At 36.5% G+C, this 17,937-nt stretch carries 11 protein-coding genes; 9 read left to right on the forward strand and 2 right to left on the reverse strand.

Annotated features, from left to right (window positions below):
• Positions 1-79: 79 nt before the first annotated feature.
• From BCELL_RS05605 to BCELL_RS05615, 3 genes are read left to right on the forward strand one after another with little or no spacing between them, the layout of a single operon-like run.
• Positions 80-991, forward strand: coding sequence for a carbohydrate ABC transporter permease (locus BCELL_RS05605; RefSeq protein ID WP_013487708.1), 912 nt, complete (start codon positions 80-82; stop codon positions 989-991).
• A gap of 13 nt (positions 992-1,004) precedes the next feature.
• Positions 1,005-1,838, forward strand: coding sequence for a carbohydrate ABC transporter permease (locus BCELL_RS05610; RefSeq protein WP_013487709.1), 834 nt, complete (start codon positions 1,005-1,007; stop codon positions 1,836-1,838).
• A 39-nt stretch (positions 1,839-1,877) separates the two neighbouring features.
• On the forward strand, positions 1,878-4,094 hold the full coding sequence (locus tag BCELL_RS05615) for an alpha-galactosidase (protein ID WP_013487710.1): 2,217 nt from the start codon (positions 1,878-1,880) through the stop codon (positions 4,092-4,094).
• Positions 4,095-4,136: 42 nt separating this feature from the next.
• Here the strand turns inward: BCELL_RS05615 and BCELL_RS05620 are convergent, their stop codons facing one another.
• Positions 4,137-5,045, reverse strand: a complete 909-nt coding sequence (locus tag BCELL_RS05620; RefSeq protein WP_013487711.1) for an AraC family transcriptional regulator — start codon at positions 5,043-5,045, stop codon at positions 4,137-4,139.
• Positions 5,046-5,293: 248 nt separating this feature from the next.
• Between BCELL_RS05620 and BCELL_RS05625 the strand changes: the two genes are divergently transcribed.
• The 6 genes from BCELL_RS05625 (at position 5,294) to BCELL_RS05650 (ending at position 16,799) form a co-directional block, all read left to right on the forward strand.
• Positions 5,294-6,331: a LacI family DNA-binding transcriptional regulator gene (locus BCELL_RS05625; protein ID WP_013487712.1), complete on the forward strand. Its 1,038-nt coding sequence runs from the start codon at positions 5,294-5,296 to the stop codon at positions 6,329-6,331.
• Positions 6,332-7,107: 776 nt separating this feature from the next.
• On the forward strand, positions 7,108-11,262 hold the full coding sequence (locus BCELL_RS05630) for an FIMAH domain-containing protein (protein ID WP_013487713.1): 4,155 nt from the start codon (positions 7,108-7,110) through the stop codon (positions 11,260-11,262).
• A gap of 247 nt (positions 11,263-11,509) precedes the next feature.
• Complete coding sequence (locus tag BCELL_RS05635) at positions 11,510-13,579, forward strand: glycoside hydrolase family 36 protein (RefSeq protein ID WP_013487714.1); 2,070 nt, start codon at positions 11,510-11,512, stop codon at positions 13,577-13,579.
• A 462-nt stretch (positions 13,580-14,041) separates the two neighbouring features.
• Positions 14,042-14,743 carry a CBS domain-containing protein gene (locus BCELL_RS05640; protein WP_013487715.1) on the forward strand — a complete coding sequence of 234 codons (702 nt, stop codon included), beginning with the start codon at positions 14,042-14,044 and terminating at the stop codon, positions 14,741-14,743.
• Positions 14,744-14,780: 37 nt separating this feature from the next.
• On the forward strand, positions 14,781-15,686 hold the full coding sequence (locus BCELL_RS05645) for an AraC family transcriptional regulator (protein WP_013487716.1): 906 nt from the start codon (positions 14,781-14,783) through the stop codon (positions 15,684-15,686).
• 75 nt (positions 15,687-15,761) lie between these two features.
• A complete protein-coding gene (locus tag BCELL_RS05650; RefSeq protein WP_013487717.1) occupies positions 15,762-16,799 on the forward strand; it encodes a linear amide C-N hydrolase in 1,038 nt (345 codons plus the stop codon).
• 146 nt (positions 16,800-16,945) lie between these two features.
• Here BCELL_RS05650 and BCELL_RS05655 read toward each other — a convergent pair whose 3' ends face one another.
• Positions 16,946-17,830 (reverse strand): YitT family protein, encoded by an 885-nt coding sequence (locus BCELL_RS05655; protein WP_013487718.1) that lies wholly within the window; start codon positions 17,828-17,830, stop codon positions 16,946-16,948.
• Between the last annotated feature and the right edge of the window lie 107 nt (positions 17,831-17,937).

The raw sequence follows: 17,937 nt of genomic DNA on the forward strand, positions 1-17,937 counted from the left end.
TCAAATGATATTACGGCAACTATCAGCCTAGTTGCCGTAATATTCTTATAATATATAATCCGAGGTAGGATGTGATGATGTGCCTAATTTAAACAAACGAAAACTAACAAAAAAACAATTAAATGAATGGAAGTGGGGATGGTTTTTCGTAGCTCCTACACTTATTGGTCTAATAGTATTGAATATTATTCCTATATTTCAGACCCTATACTTAAGTTTGTTTAGAAGTGGTGATTTTGGTAGAGGAAATATATTTGTAGGATTTGATAATTACGTTAGATTGTTCAATGATACTCAAGTATGGCATGCTGTTTCTAATACATTGGTGTATACAGCCATTGTTGTTCCGGTTTCGATTTCAATTTCCATTGTTATTGCAGTTTTATTGAACCAAAAAATATTTGCAAAAACAACTTACCGTACTATTTATTTTATTCCAATGATCGCTGCCCCTGCTGCTGTTACGATGGTATGGAAGTGGATGTATAACAATCATTTTGGACTTATTAATTATGCGTTGAAAAGTGTAGGTCTTCCAACAGTGGACTGGCTTCACGATCCGAATGTTGCTCTAATATCAATAGCAATCATCGGTATATGGAGCATTATTGGTTATAACGTAGTCCTTATGCTGGCTGGATTACAAGAAATTCCAAAAGATTACTATGAGGCTTCAATGATTGATGGTGCAGGACCAATTTACCAATTATTTAATGTAACGATTCCATTGCTATCACCAACTTTATTCTTCATTTCAGTAACAACAATTATCCAATCTATGCAAGTGTTTGATTTTATTTATATGATGATTGATGTTAGCAACCCGGCATATGAACGTACCGTTTCACTTGTTTATTTATTTTATAATAATTCTTTTAGATATGGAGATAGAGGCTATGGTTCAGCTATTGTAATGCTACTATTGGTAATTATTATGATTATTACCGTATTCCAACTAAAAGCACAGAAGAAATGGGTTAACTATAGATAGAGAGGTGATTGGAATGGAGATAAAACATAAAATACTTAAAAAAACAGCTATTCATGCGATCTTAATATTTGGTGCTATTATAATGATCTTTCCATTTGTTTGGATGGTATTGACAGCGTTTAAAACTGTTACAGAGTCAACCTCGATGAATCCTTTTGTGTTCTTCCCAAGTGAATGGCGGTTTGATAACTTTATAGCAGTTATAGAGAGAAATAATTTCGTTATATTATATTTTAATACAATAGCAATGATGTTTTGGAGGGTTGTATCCGCAGTAGTCTTTAGTGCAATGGCAGCATATGCGTTAGCAAGATTGAATTTCCCAGGTAGAAATATTATTTTTGGATTGGTGCTATTTCAAATGATGGTTCCTCCGCAAATTTTTATCATACCACAATACTTAATGGTAGATTTTATGGGTATGAGAAATACAATATTTGCTTTAGTTTTTCCGGGTATTGTTAGTGCTTTCGGTACGTTTTTGCTTCGTCAATTCTTTTTGCAATTGCCAAAGGAGCTTGAGGAAGCCGCAATAATAGATGGAGCGAATATTGGACAAATATTCATCAAAATTATGTTCCCGTTAGTAAGGTCAGGTTTAATTGCACTTGGTATCTTTACTGCATTATTTGCCTTTAAGGATCTAATGTGGCCTTTAATTATAAATAACCATGAAAATGCTGCAGTATTATCATCGGCTTTAGCTAGAATTCAAGCGGCATATTCAGTTAATTATCCCCAGTTAATGGCTGCTTCTGTACTTGCCATTTGGCCAATGCTTTTGGTTTATTTACTATTTCAGAGAAAATTTATTGAAGGTATTTCGACTTCTGGTGGGAAACTTTAAGGTCTTCTATACAGAATAATTGAAAACAGGAGGTTGACTATGGCTATCGTATTTCATGAAGACGCAAAAGAGTTTCATCTTTATAACAATGAAATTAGTTATATTATAAAAATCTTAGAAAACAATCAACTTGGAAATTTGTATTATGGAAAGAAGGTTCGAGACCGAAATAGTTTTGCACACTTGCTAAAAGGAGACTTAAGACCTTTAAATGCGTATGTATTTGAAAATGACTATACATTATCATTACAACAAACGAAGCAAGAGTATCCATCCTATGGTACTACGGATTTCAGATATCCTGCCTTTGAAATCAAACAAGAAAATGGTAGCAGAATTACTAATTTTGAGTATCATTCACATCAAATATTTCATGGGAAGAAAAAACTAGATGGTCTGCCAGCAACTTATGTAGAGGAGGAGAACGAGGCAACAACGCTTGAAATCACTTTGTTTGATCGTATCATTAATACGAAAATAATTCTTAGCTACTGTATCTATGAAAACCTTCCAATCATCACTAGGAATACTAGGTTTATTCATGAAGGAAACAGCAAAATCATTCTTACTAGATCAATGAGTGCGTCAGTCGATTTACCAGATAGTCATTTTGATATGATTCATTTAGCTGGAGCTTGGAGTAGAGAGCGGCATGTAAAGGTGAGGAAATTAGAGCAAGGTACGCAAGGAATTCACAGTATGACAGGTACGAGTAGCGCAGAACATAATCCTTTTATCGCTTTGAAAAGACCTAATACGGACGAAACCTCTGGCGAAGCTTACGGATTTAGTTTTGTTTATAGTGGAAACCATTTAGAACAAGTGGAGGTCGATACTTTTGGTCGAACGAGGGTTCTTATAGGTATCCATCCAGATACCTTTGAATGGCCTTTGGAGGAAGGGGAAGAATTCCAAACACCTGAAGTTGTCATGACGTATTCCGATAAAGGGTTAAATAAAATGAGTCAGTCTTTTCATACTCTATACCGTACTAGGTTAGCACGAGGATATTGGAGAGATAAGCCAAGACCAGTAGTCATTAACAACTGGGAAGCGACAGATATGGATTTTACGGAAGAGAAAATATTGAGCATTGCTAGAGCAGGAAAAGAGCTAGGGGCAGAGTTATTTGTATTGGACGATGGTTGGTTTGGTAGTCGAGACAATGATAAAGCAGGTTTAGGAGATTGGTACGTTACAAACTTTAACAAACTACCAGAAGGTATTACTGGCCTAGCTAAAAAAGTAGAAGAAATGGGATTAAAGTTTGGTCTTTGGTTTGAACCGGAAATGGTGAACAAGGATAGTGATTTATATCGTAAGCACCCTGATTGGATTATTTCGACACCGAACCGCCGACAATCACCTTCACGAAATCAGCATGTACTAGATTACTCAAGAGAAGAAGTAGTTGATTATATATATCGTTTAATGGAACGAGTGTTAAGTGAGGCGAAAATATCTTATGTGAAATGGGATATGAATCGGTATATTACAGAATGTTTTTCACATGTGAAAACAGCGGAGAATCAAGGTAAAACTTTTCATCAATATGTACTTGGTGTTTATTCTTTATATGAAAGATTAATGGAAAGATTTCCATACATTTTGTTTGAATCATGCTCTAGTGGTGGTGCAAGATTTGATCCAGGTATACTCTACTATGCACCTCAAGGATGGACTAGTGATGATACCGATGCAGTTGAGCGATTGAAAATACAATATGGTACTTCTTTTGTTTATCCTGTCAGTAGTATGGGCGCACACGTATCGGAGGTTCCGAATCACCAAGTAAGGCGAACGACACCTATTGAAACGAGAGCAAACGTTGCTTATTTTGGTGCTTTTGGATATGAAATGGACTTGAACACGTTGTCGGATAGAGAAAAAGAAGTAGTAAAAAAGCAAATAACCTTTTATAAATCTCATAGAGAACTGTTACTGTATGGAACGTTCTATCGACATTTAAGTCCTTTTGAGCAGCAAATAACTGCATGGAGTGTTGTTGCACAAGATAAATCAGAGGCAATTGCCGGATACTATAAGGCATTGAATGCACCTAACGATAGTTGGAAACGATTAAAACTCCTCGGTTTAGATCCGAACAAACAATATATATTGAATGGCAGTCCTAACAGTATCCATTATGGGGATGAGCTAATGCAAGTTGGGATGATGATCGATGACAGTGATTTTTGTGCGAATGCTGGTGATTTCTCTTCTGCTTTGTTTGTCCTAAGAGAGATGAAGGAATGATTCTAAAAAAGCTGAAACCAAAAATTGATGTAGACGAATGTTTTATTGTAGTTCTACATCAATTTTTTGGTGTTTTTTGTTGGAATAAACAAGTTCTTGATGCTGAGTACGGTACGTTTTTGGACTCATTTTATAGTAGTTTTTAAAAACCTTTGAAAACGTTAATGCGTTATTATAGCCGACATTTCTAGCAATCTCATTAACGAGTAGATCTGTGTTTTTCAACAGCGTACATGCCTTATCAAGTCTATATTTTACTAAGTATTCTTGAGGTGATACTTTTAAGCTCTTCTTGAAAATAGTAGTTAAGTAGCTTCGATTGATACCAATATATTCTGCAATATCAATCACTTTTATTTGTTTTTCATAATTATGAGAGATAAAATCAAGTGCGTGTTCAACATACACGAGAAATGGATAGTCATACACTTCAGGTTTATCTGAATTGTTATCTGTCTTTTCTTGTATTAAAGCAGAAAGAAACATATAGAGATAGCCCTCTCTTTTTAAATCATTGGAATAGGTGAGTTTACTAGCACTTAACATACCATTTAAATAATGTACTAACGTCTCGCCACATTCAAATTTACTCACTCGATTCTCCTTACTAAAAGAAGCGTTTATGAGACATGATTCTGCTTTCATACCGTCAAATCCGATCCATATATATGTCCAAGGATCATCTTTGTCGGCCTCATAGTATGTAATCTCTGATGGATAGATTAAAAAAGCATCATTTTCACCGATGTGATATGTTTTTCCATCTGCTTTTAATATTCCTTTCCCCTTAATAACGTAATGTAACAAATACTCATTACGACTAATTGGTCCATAGGAGTGGTAGGGATCGCACTCTTCTAACCCGCAATAACAAAGATACAGATCATAAGAATTTTTTTTCAAATATTCTAAACATTTATAACGCGCGGAATGAGTATATTTTGCCTTCATTTAAATATCCCCTTTAGCGTATACAAATTTTTAACTAAAGTATACCACCATCTACGTTTTGTTGTCTAAACTTGTTCTTTATGTAAAATAATGTAATCTTTAGTTTCTGAGATGTCCTTCTCTATAAATAGAAGTAAGAAGCTATAGAAATTTGTCTTTATTTGGAATAATTTTCAATGTTTTTATGTAAATCTTTTAATCTATATGATATTATTAAGTAAAATTTACTAAAAAAGTGAGGGTGCTGGATGGTAACCATAAATGATATTGCAAAAGCTGCGAAGGTTTCTACCGCTACCGTTTCTAGAGTTCTTAACAATGATAAAAAGATGAGCGTATCAACAGAAACGCGTGAACGTATACTCGACATATCAACAAAACTAGGATATGTACCGATAAGAAAAAGAAAATCACCACGAATAATCCAAACTATGAAGAAAAATATCGGTATTTTAATGTATTGTTCTCAACAATATGAGTGGGAAGACACTTACTTTATGTCCATTCGTAAAGGGATTGAAAAGGAATGTAATCGCAAGGGCCTTTCTATTCGTAAGATCATTCATCTTGGTGATCTTGGTGATGGTGAAATGGATGACGATAATGAATTAAGAGAATTAGACGGTGTTATATTTGTTGGTGGACCTGATAAACACGAGGAAAGGGAGTTATATGAGCTATTTGGGTCGTATATTGTTTATGTGAATAACCTTTCAAATAGTGGAGAATACGATAATGTTGGAATTGATTACAGTTATGCAACTCATCATGCCCTTAATTATCTGTTTTCTTTAGGTCATAAGCAAATTGGTTATATTGGCGGTATTGAGCATCGTGGTCAATCAGGTCCTGAGATAGCAAATCCTAGGAAGATAGCTTTCGAGGAAACGATGGTAGAGCATAACCTTTATAACCCCAGTTTTGTACATTTATCAAAAGGCTTTCTGATTAATGATGGCTATGAAAGCATGAAGAATGTATTGAAAAAGGAAGTCGTACCTACCGCATTCTTCATTGCAAGTGACGCTATGGCAATCGGAGCTATACGTGCAATACATGAAGCGGGCTTAAATGTACCTACTGATATTAGTATAGTCAGTTTCAATGACATTGATGTTGCACAATATACTCAACCCTCATTAACAACAGTGAGAGTTTACACGGAAGAAATGGGAAAGTATGCAGTAAATATGCTTTTAGACCGTTTTGAAGAAAGAGAAATTCCAGTGAATGTATTATTTCCATCAAAATTAATAGTGAGAGAGAGTGCAGTAAAATTAAAGTAAAAAAAGAATTTTAAGAGAATCGTTTAACATAACTGAAGTCACTAATAGTTTGTATTGTTATGTGAAGCGATTCTTTTGTGTATGATTTACTCCCACTTATGTTGCTGTTCCCCGTATTATGATCTCCCTTAACCTATGTTTTAGTTCACCGAACATTACCATTTCCGCATCTGTATTACACTTCAAATAAGAGATTTTATAGTTAATATATAGTAAAAAAGTTGTGTATATTTACATAAAAACAACAGTTAAATTTAGTTAATAAGTATTACGAATTTTCAGATAAAGATATTGAAAAAGTGAAATCGCTACGTTATAATTACAGAAAAGATATTTATTTAGTAAAAATTACTAACTAAATTAACTTAATTTACATTTTTAACTCATATAATCTAGTTTCCGTACTAGTCGCCCTCTTTTTTTACTCCTGATAAATAAACATTTTGCTACTCATACAAGATCAATCTCATAAAGCATATGAAATCCAGATTTTCATTATTTAAAAACTCGTAATAAGCCCTATCTTTATTAAAAGGTAGTTTAATAGTTAGATTTCTAAGAAGTGGCGAAATTCAATTGATCTATTTTGAAAGGGCTTACACAAATTGTGGGGTTGTTAGAAACGAGATGTTGCCTCGTTTTCATAACTAGGCAACAGAAACAACTGGGCTATTACATCTCAACTTCCTAGTTCATCTCATTGAAGGGGGGGATCGTAAACATAGCTGGCGTTTAAATTGTCACATTAAATATTATTAAAAGGAGTGGAATTTTTCATGCATACTTTTCGTAAAGGGTTAATGGTTCTATTATCTCTCCTCTTATTAGTTGCAGCTTTATCATTATCAGGGGCAGCGCAGACAAACGAAGAAGAAGTTCCAGAACCATTGTTTCATTGGGGATTCGAAGAAGATGAGGTAGATGGAGATTTCATTTTTAATCAGATTGATGTGGAAGATAGTTCAGGATTTGCAGAAATGAAAGAGAATGCCACTGTAGTAGATGATGAACATAAAGGAAGTGTATTACACTTACCTGGTAATGGCTGGTTAACACTTCCTTCTAATTTATATGAGGAAGTAAATGATGAGTTAACGATAGCAGTCTGGGTGAATGTTGATAGTAACGCGAGTAATTTTTCTAGATTATTTGCATCTACAATTACGGAAAAACATTTACACTTCCAAGGGGAAACTGGTTCATGGTCTGATCCAGAGTTTGGATTTGTAGCTGGAGGGACTACAGGGTATGAGCAGTTAATTCAAATTGGGACAAGCCCAGGTGGTGCGGCAAATTATCGTGCAGCTATCATGTGGGAAGAGCAAATAACGAGAGATACTTGGCAGCATGTGACCATTACATTAAAGGATGATGGGGAATACATTGTTTATTTAGATGGTCAATCGATTAAGATTGGCGGTATGGACGGTAATGCAAGTAATGATGATGCGACTCTAGAGGGAGCTGTACAACGGTTTTTCGATCGTGATTTCTTAGATGCATTACTATTCAATGACTTTGGTAGATCTATTTATACGTCTGATAATGATACAATAGGTTATTTTGATGATCTTCAAATCTATAATAAAGCTCTGACTCCAGAACAAGTAAGAGCAAATATAGATTCAGAGTTTAACGCAACTTTGAAAAGCATAACCATCGGTGATGATAAAATGACTGACGTCAAGAGTAAAGACATTAGATATGAAACAACACAAGGGGTAGTAGGTCTTGAAGACATTCAAGTAGAAACTACGAATCCAGATGCAGTTGTGGAGATTGAGCAACAGAACTTTCTATCTTATGCCATTACTGTTACATCACCAAATGAGCTAGTACAGACAACGTATACACTTGCTTTTTACAACCCAGATTTAGGTGCAATTGCAAGCTTTAACATGACGGAAACGAATGGGGAAATCATGCACGGAGCTAGCGGCTTTTTGTATGGTGTAAGTGAGCCTAACGTTCCGACAATTGATTTACTTGAACCACTTAAACCACAAAGTGTAGAACAAAAGCCACCTAATGGTCTACAGCATCCAACTGGTGACGGTTTAAGAGTGGCAGACACATATTTGGAAGCTGGAACAAAATGGATCCAATTGGCAGTTCAAGATATGTACTTAGAATGGCCATATGAATATGAAGGACTAGACCATTATGAGGAATTAGTAAGAGAAACAGTGAGAACAACAAAGGAACATAAACATAGTGATAAATTTGTATATGTAATTTTTAATGAGCCTAATGGTATTTGGTTCTCAGGGAATCTAGGGGAAGATGGTTTCCTAAGTGCTTGGAAGCGAATATATAATGTTGTGAAGGAAGAAGACCCAGATGCAAAAATTGCCGGTCCTAACTTCTATCATTACGACCACAATTTTCATGAACAATTCCTTGCCTATACAGTTGAACACGATGTGCTCCCAGATCAATTCACTTGGCATGAATTATCTGGTGCCGGTTCACTGAGTAATTGGTACGATCATGTGGCTCATTATAGAGGGCTTGAAGAACAGTACGGAATTGAACTACCAATTGTGATTAATGAATATGTTGGCTGGGATGATAATGGCTCTCCAGGACGCTTAGTCCCTTGGCTTTCCAGAGTTGAAAACAGTAAGGTATATGCAGGTCTTGCCTATTGGCATTCTGCAAACTCGTTGAATGAGTTGGCTGCTGATGCCAATAAACCAAATGGCGCATGGTGGTTATATAAGTGGTATGGCGATATGACTGGAGAAACGGTAACTACTGAAACTTACAATGCGGAAATAGAAGGTATGTATGGGTTAGCATCAATAGATGATGAAAGAGGAAAAGCCTACACTATTTTTGGTGGGGAAGATGGGCCTATTACTGCTACTATGATTGACCTTGCGGATACAGAGACATTTAAAGATGCATCATCTGCACATGTAAAGCTGTACCGTACTAAGTATACAGGGTTTATGGGAAGTCATGAAGTACCAAGGGTTGAATATGAAGGGAATCTTCCACTAGTAGATGGAAACCTTTATATTACAGTTCCAGATTCGGACAGTATGGATGCCTTTCATGCTATTGTAACGCCTGCAACAGATGATACTATTACGGATTTCCAAGACTATGATAGAGTGTGGACAAAAACGTATGAGGCAGAGGATGCACAGTTAAATGGTGCGCGTGTTGAAGTTTCTGGTTGGGGAGCGGCATCTAATGACAATAGATTTGTGAGAGGCTTAAACTCACCAGATAGGAATGTGGAATTTACAGTTGACGTGCCAAAGGATGGTAGATACAAACTAGAAGTATTTTATGGAAATGGTGCCCCATTCACTAATGGACAAAATAGAGCACAAGGTGAACTTGCTGAGCAATTATTAAAGCTTAATGGAGAAGACTATGATGTTTTAACATACGATTCTACAATTGACATTAATAAATTTGCTAGTAAAAAGCTCTATCTTGATTTAAATAAAGGTACCAATACACTACAGTTTAGCTATCACGATGGCATGGAGGCTTCCCTTGATAAGATTGATCTTACTTATGTAGGTCAAATGGGAGAAGAAGCGCCGAAAGTATATCAATATGAAGCAGAAGAAGCAAGCTATACAGATGGATTTACGTTTTCACAAACAAAGGATCAGTTTAGTAGTGCTGGTTATATTCAAGGTAGCGGAGAAAACCAATACACAGTTGTTGTAGAAGATAATGGTTATTACGATCTTGAAATAGGGTATGCATCAGACTCTAACCAAGCAGTTCAAGTTGAAAAACGAATCGTAAACTATGCTTCTGATGCGACAGCTGATGCAGATTTAACTACAGAATGGAGTCCAATTGCAAGATATGATGTAGAGCAAAGCAGTGACTTCACGTCTGTTTCTGGCATGAAAGTATATTTAACTGCTGGTGCTAACGCATTAAAGATTACAGCAGAAAACGACATTTCATTAGACTATCTAACATTAACATATGACCCAGAGTTAACAGCTTCTGAAAGGATCGTTGTGGAGGCTGAAGATGGGGAATTGTTTGGAGATGCTAGAGTTACAGAAAATGAACATGTTTCAGGTGGTAAGCTTGTTACGGATATAGGAGTAAGTGAAGAGAATGGGTTAACGCTTACAGTGAATGTCGATGAAGCAGGGGCTTATAAGCTTTCAATGGATTACATCAATAATGAGCCTGCACCGGTCATGTATACCGATAGACACCCAGACGGATATATTCACCCTTATAACAAGGATTTGGTTGAACGTTATGCACAAGTTGTGGTGAACGATCAAACGCCACAAACAGTTTATTTTATCAATACACTTTCATGGGATTCGGTAAGAAATCACGTCATTGATATTGAATTAGAGGCTGGAGAAAATACGATTACGTTATATAATGATAATTCTTATCGATTTAATGATGTTATTCAATACGCGCCTCACTTTGACAAATTTGAAATTGCCAAGGCGTCCATCTCGAGTATTGATAAAACTGAATTAGGAAATGTCATTGCTATTGCAGAAGAATTAGAGGAAGAGGACTATACTAGTCTTTCATGGGAAAACGTAATCGATGCATTACTTCATGCAAAATCAGTGTTTGAAAATGGCTCAGCAACTCAAGCGGAGATTGATGCTGCAAAAGAAGCGTTGGAAGAGTCACTTGAAGGGTTAGTATTCAGCACGACTGGTTTACACAAAATAATTGATCAAGCAGAAGCTGCAGGAGATTTGTCTGAACCACTCCTACCTCAGCTTCGCAATAGATTAAATCAAGCAGAACATCATGATGAAAACGGAAGAATAAAGCAGGCGATAAAACAATTATCAGATTTTGTTAAGCATATTAATAATCAAGCGCTTGCGAAGCATGTAGAAGAAGAGACAAAAGCTAGATTAATTGAAGAAGTAGAAAAATTAATGATGGAATGGGAAAATCTATAAACACATGTAGTGATAACAAATGAAGAGAGGTGGATTCCATATTAACAAATGATATGGAATCCACTTCTCCATGTATGCATGCCTATATAACCTGCTTGAACCATCATCTAGTACTACGCTGATCTTCTGTGTTTGCAGATGTGATCAGTTTTTTTTAAAAGAGAATGGATGGAGTTGTAAAAAGATAAGGGGGAGCTGATCTATTATCGAACGAATTAACATTGAGGAAAACGGTCTTTATGTAGTATTGGAGATTAGTGATGAGAAAGATATAAGACTATTACATTTCGGAGCGCATCCTTTTCTAGAAGAGGATGGATGGGACGATCGTAAAAGGAGTAAGTTTAGATTAATCGAACTTCACGTCTCAGGTGAAAATCAACTAGATCATCATGGGTCAAAACATACTGGAACGAGTCCAGGGAACCGATTAAAGTATTGCAATCGGTATGATAGTAGGAATGATAGAGGGCGGAAAATAGAGATATACCTTACTGATAAGATAACTAATTTGGATGTGACTTGTCATATGCAATTTTATGACAATATTCCATTTATCAAAAGTTGGTCAGTAGTCTCAAATTCTGGCTCAGAGCCTGTAGGTTTGGAGTATATATCCTCGTTTGCATTGACGGGTATTGATAAAGAAGGATTACGTACGAGAGAAGATAAAGTTAACCTTCACATACCACATCATACGTGGTTTGGTGAAGCGCAGTGGAAGGAATATACATTACCGGAATTAGGGTTTCATTCCGTCAACGAGTTTTCCATGAAAAGAATCTCCTACAGTAGTACAGGTACATGGTCAACTTCTGAGTATGCCCCTACGGCAGTGTTTGAAAATAAGGAAGCTGGAACTTGTTTAGCTTGGCAAATTGAACATCACGGATCATGGCACTGGGAAATAAGTGATAGGAACGAGTTGTTGTATTTACAAGTAAGTGGACCAACCGAAGTGGAAAACCAATGGTGGAAGTCTCTTCATCCTGGGGAAAAATTTGAAACAGTTCCAGTTGCAATTGGTTCTGTTGAAGGGGATTTTGAAGAAGTGATCAACGCGATGAATCAGTATCGGAGGAGTATACGTCGCGAGAATAGAGACAATGAATCTCTTCCTGTTATTTTCAATGATTATATGAATTGTTTATTTGGTGATCCGACGACGAAGAAGCTTATGCCATTAATTGATGCAGCAGCTCGTGCTGGCTGTGAAATCTATTGTATTGATTGTGGATGGTACTCTGATGGAGAATGGTGGGATGGTGTAGGGGAATGGCTACCTTCAAAAGCACGTTTCCCTCATGGTATAGAGGAAGTCATGGCGCATATAAGGCGAAAAGGGATGATTCCAGGTTTGTGGCTGGAATTAGAGGTTATGGGGATAAACTGTAATATAGCTTCAAAAGTACCAGATGACTGGTTTTTTCTCCTCCATGGAAAAAGGGTGATAGATCACTCAAGATATCAGTTAGATTATAGAAACTCTGAAGTTGTGGCGTATGCAAATAGAGTGATAGATCGTTTAGTCTCCGAATACGGCGTTGGCTATATTAAAATGGATTATAATATAAACGCAGGTGTCGGAACAGAATTAAATGCGGATAGTTTTGGTGACGGATTGTTAGAGCATAATCGGGCATATTTACGTTGGCTAGATCAAATCTTTATGAAATACCCAGATTTAATTATTGAAAACTGTAGCAGTGGTGGAATGAGAATGGATTATGCTCTATTAAGCAGACATAGCATACAGTCAACAAGTGATCAAACAGATTACGTGAAAAATGGAGTAATAGCTGCAGCTTCATCTTCATTAGTTACTCCCGAACAGTGCGCTGTTTGGTCGTATCCATTAAAAGATGGTGATGATGAAGAAGTGATTTTTAATATGGTGAATGCGATTTTGCTACGCATCCACCAAAGTGGCCATTTAAGTGAGATAACAGAAGACAGGTTTAAGCTCGTTGCAGAAGCTATTAAATATTATAAATCGATTCGTGAATACATTCCTAAATCTAAATCTATCTGGCCTTTAGGCATCCCATCCTTTTATTCTGAATGGAATGCATTTGGACTCGTTCATCACAATCATTATTTCATGGCAGTCTGGAGAATGAATAGTGACAGTAATGTTATTTCAATCCCACTAAAGGACTTGAAGGGAGAAGACGTCAAGGTAGAAGTGGCATACCCTAAAAATAATAATACAAAGTGGCGTTGGAATAAATTGAAAGGTGAACTAACCGTTAGGATGACAGAAACATATAGTGCAAGATTATTTGAGATAAGGAAATGTGAAGCATTAGTTGAGTGAGGGGAGGGGGGAGATAGAGATTGGTAGGGGAGTGAAAGTGATAGAGGGTGAGGTTGACTCAAAAGGTAGAATTTTTACCTTTTGAGTCAACCTCTAAGTAATGTACGGAACCGGCGCAAGCTTTCTTGATATTAACTCTCCTTTTTCAACTTCGAACTTTCCTTAACACTACTTCTTGTTAATTGAAAGGCTGTAGCAATCTTATTTCCTATTCCTTTTCCAACATTTTAAAATTGTCTCATCAAATAATCTTCTTCGTATGCCATATCATTCACCTTGCCAAACCTCATGCGTAAAAGCTAATTTCAAGGTAATTACTGAGGTTCAACTCAATATGAAAATGTATTGAGGAGTATGTTTTTTTCAACTAATATAAATATAACAACTTTGTTATATTCTGTAACGGGATACTCGCACCTATAATACTTAATTCTAGCTTTTTACAAATGAGGAGGGAAAACCATGGAAAACGCAGACCGTTTTCTAGAAGCCTTTAATAGAATTGACAAGCTATTAAGAGGAATTCTCAAAATTAGTGGTGATAGACATGTCGATTTTGTAGAACTTGTTAAAAAGAGCAGTGAATCAAATTCTATTGTACGGAGGTTTAAGGAAGATTTGCTTCTCTTTAGCAAGCTAAGGAACGTCATTGTCCATGATAAAACGCAACCGAACATTTTTATAGCTGAACCACATGAAACAACTGTAGAAAAAATTAAAAAAATCGAGATGGAGATTAAAGATCCCAAGAAGGTGATTCCAGAGTATCAGAGAAATGTAGTTATTTTTAACCTTGATAACACATTAACAGATGTATTACTAGCTGTTAAAGAATACGGATATTCTCAGTTTCCTGTATATCATAATGAAGAATTTAAAGGGCTGCTCACGGAAAACGGGATTACTGCATTTTTGGCAAGGGAAGTGAACGAGGAATTAATCATGTTACCCGAAAGGTTAGTAGAGGAAGTATTGTCATTAGAAGAATCAAATACTAATTATAAATTCATATCTAGAGAAGCAAGTATATATGAAGCAAAGGAGCTATTTAAGAGTAGTGTCGATACAGATAGACTTGACGCTCTCCTCGTTACACACAGTGGAAAATCTACCGAATCTTTACTTGGAATAATAACGCTTTGGGATGTCGTTCAAGTTTCCTAATAAGTTAACGATTCGTGAACTGGGGGTGACCTTTAGATTGGACTATTTGGAGAAGATTCAAGATTTCAGTGATTATGTAGAAGCACATATCGAGGAAGACATGAACATCAACGCCATCATTAACCAACTTTATTATTCAAAATTTCACTTCTATCGAGTATTTAAGGCTGTTGTTGGATTGTCAGTTCATGAATATGTAAAGAGGAGAAAGTTAGCAAGGGCAGCGGATTGTCTTCTACATACAAAGGATAGTATTCTCACCATTGCCTTGCAGTTTGGTTTTCAATCACAAGAGGTGTTTATCCGAAACTTCAAAAAAATCTATGGTGTACCTCCTGGCAAATTTCGAAAAGTCCAAATACCAATGAGAAGTAACAATAGAATAAATGTGGAATCTATTAGGCTAAATATGAAGTTGGCTAAAGGAAAGGCTATAGTAAATGAGCACCTTGAAACGATAAATGATTTAATGTTGGTCGGAGTCATTCACCGTGTGAGTGATTCAAATCCATTGTCAATTATCGAGAGAATGACAAATTTTTTCACCAAAGCTCATCTCGTTCCAAACCAATTGAATGGAAACGTCTACCGTGTCTGCTTAGATTTTGATACTAACAATGAAGCGGCTTCTTTCCAAGAACTTATTGCTATTGAAGTCAGTAATCTGAGTCAAATTCCTGATGGTATGGTTGGTAAAGTAATCGACAATGTCCATGTAGTTACATATACTCACCAAGGGAAGCTGTTTACAGAAGAGGAAGGGAAGATAATAGATACTTATCATTTCATTTATCAATATCGAATTCCACTTCTGAAAGCAACATTAACGAGTGACTATATCATCGAAAAGTATGGAAAGGACTTTAAAGGCCCGTATGAGGATGATGCACATATGAACATATCCTTGTCTATCATTCCTGAAGGTAGCAACCAGAATCAATAAATTTTATGCGATGCCAAGTATAGTGATTGTAGGAAGTGGAGCTAGCATAGAAAACTTGGTGGAGGGATGAAGAGAATGTGTACAACATTTACATTTCAAAGGGATAAGTCATTTGTTTTAGCGCAAAATTATGATTTCTACTACGGGCACGGTCTTATTGTGGTAAGTCCGAGGGGGCTGATGAAACAATCTTTAACGAAGGATGCTGCTCAAAAGGTCACCTGGGTATCAAACTACGGTACTGTGACATTCACACAATTTGGCAGAGAGCTTCCAATGAGTGGGATGAACGAAAAGGGATTAACAATTGCCATGATGCATCAGGAAGATGGCCAGTTTCCAGCAGAGGATGATCGTCCTGGATTGAACGAGCTACAATGGATTCAATATCAGCTTGATCAGTTCAAGTCAGTTGAGGAAGTGATAGAGCATGTAGAGGATTTTAGGTTGGAAAAATCAGTTTATGAACTTCATTATACGATTGCTGACTCAACAGGGAGGACGGCACTGATCGATTTTATTGATGGTGTATGTCATGTGACAGAGCATGCTGAATGCTACACGATGACAAATACAAGTTATGAAAAATCAATTGCGCATGCCAAAAAGTTTGAGAAATCTCCGTTAGAGAACTTTTCAAATAAAACGACTTCTCTCGACCGTTTTTGTTTAGTGAATCGGTTAGTAAAAGACGTTCAAAGTCAATCTACACTTGAAAATCCAATTCAAAAATCATTTGAACTACTGGAGAAAGTAGCAGCAAAACCATCGGACCAAACCCAATGGGAATGGGTAGGTAACGGGGTGCCACCAACCTTTACGTATTGGAGTATTGTATTCGATATCTACAGTCAAACCATTTATTATAGGGATCTACAAAATCATGAAATTCGTTCTATTCATCTTGACGACTTTCATTTTAGTAATGAGGTAATGGCATTGGCATTAGATAATAAAGCTTCTGGGAGGATTTCTAGTCAGTTTCAACCATACGAAACAAAAGATAATGAGCGGATTATCTTGTTAAGTTATGAGCCAATGAGTGATATTTTTCCTCTGAATGAACAGAGGGAGCTTATAAACTATCCTGATTCAATCAAGAGAGTTTTATAGAGGAGAGTTAAGAAAGTCGTTAGATTTCAGGGACCTGGTTCCACACAATTCGTGAACGTTCACAGAATTGTCGGAGACCAGGTCCCTGAACTTTTTATGATGGCTTTATTGGCTAATGAGAACCGTCCCTGTTTGCCTGTTTGCCTTTAGGAGGGCTTTAGTGGGCGGCGCTTATTATCAAAGGTAAAGCCTTCTCCAGATACTTCTTTCACATCGTTGATGGAGAAGAAGGCATATGGATCGACTTCATGTATGAGGTTTTTTAGTTGGATAAGCTCGCTTCGGTTGACGACACAGTATAAAATTTCCCGTTCGTCTGCAGTAAAGCTTCCTCTACCTGTTAACACCGTTGATCCACGACTCATTCGTTCAATAATCGCCTTAGATAGTTCTTCTGTTTTTGAAGATATAATCATGGTAGATTTTGCTGCACTTGCCCCTTCTATTATGAAATCGATCACGCGACTAGCGATAAACACGGTGATGAGTGTGTACATAGCGTTTGTAAGCGTGATTTGAATGAGGGAAATAGTTATGACAAAGGCATCAAAGCCAAACATAAATTTCCCGAGACTCATTCCAAAATATTTTTCTGCTAAACGGGCAAGAATATCAACGCCCCCAGTCGTTCCACCAGCGCGAAGAATCATTCCGAGTCCGGTCCCAGCGAATACTCCTGCAAAAACGGATACGAGAATCATATCATCTTGTAACGGCAGGTGAGTGACAGGGTACAGTTCGAACAATCGCAAGGACACCGACAGGGAAAAGGTTCCTATCAAACTATAAATCAACATTAATCTCCCAAATAACTTATATCCTATTAAAAATAATGGAATGTTTAGTAATAGATTTGAAAGGGACGGCTCGATCGTAAATAAATAATAAAGTAAAAGAGTAATACCAGTAAATCCACCGTGAGCCAGGCCATTTTCTAAGTTAAAGTGTATGATTCCAAATGCAAAAACTAACGTTCCAATTAAAATAATGAAGATGGGTTTTAAACGAATCCCTTCAAATAGCTTCGACACTGCGCTACCTCCTTTTTAAAAAGATTGATATATTGGTTAAATCATAAATTAGCTCGGTTTATTTTTGTGGTGAATAAATGACCCAAAGTCCGTGCCTAAAATATTCA

Origin of the sequence: Evansella cellulosilytica DSM 2522 (genome assembly GCF_000177235.2) — a bacterium.
Taxonomy (GTDB): Bacteria; Bacillota; Bacilli; order Bacillales; family Salisediminibacteriaceae; genus Evansella; species Evansella cellulosilytica.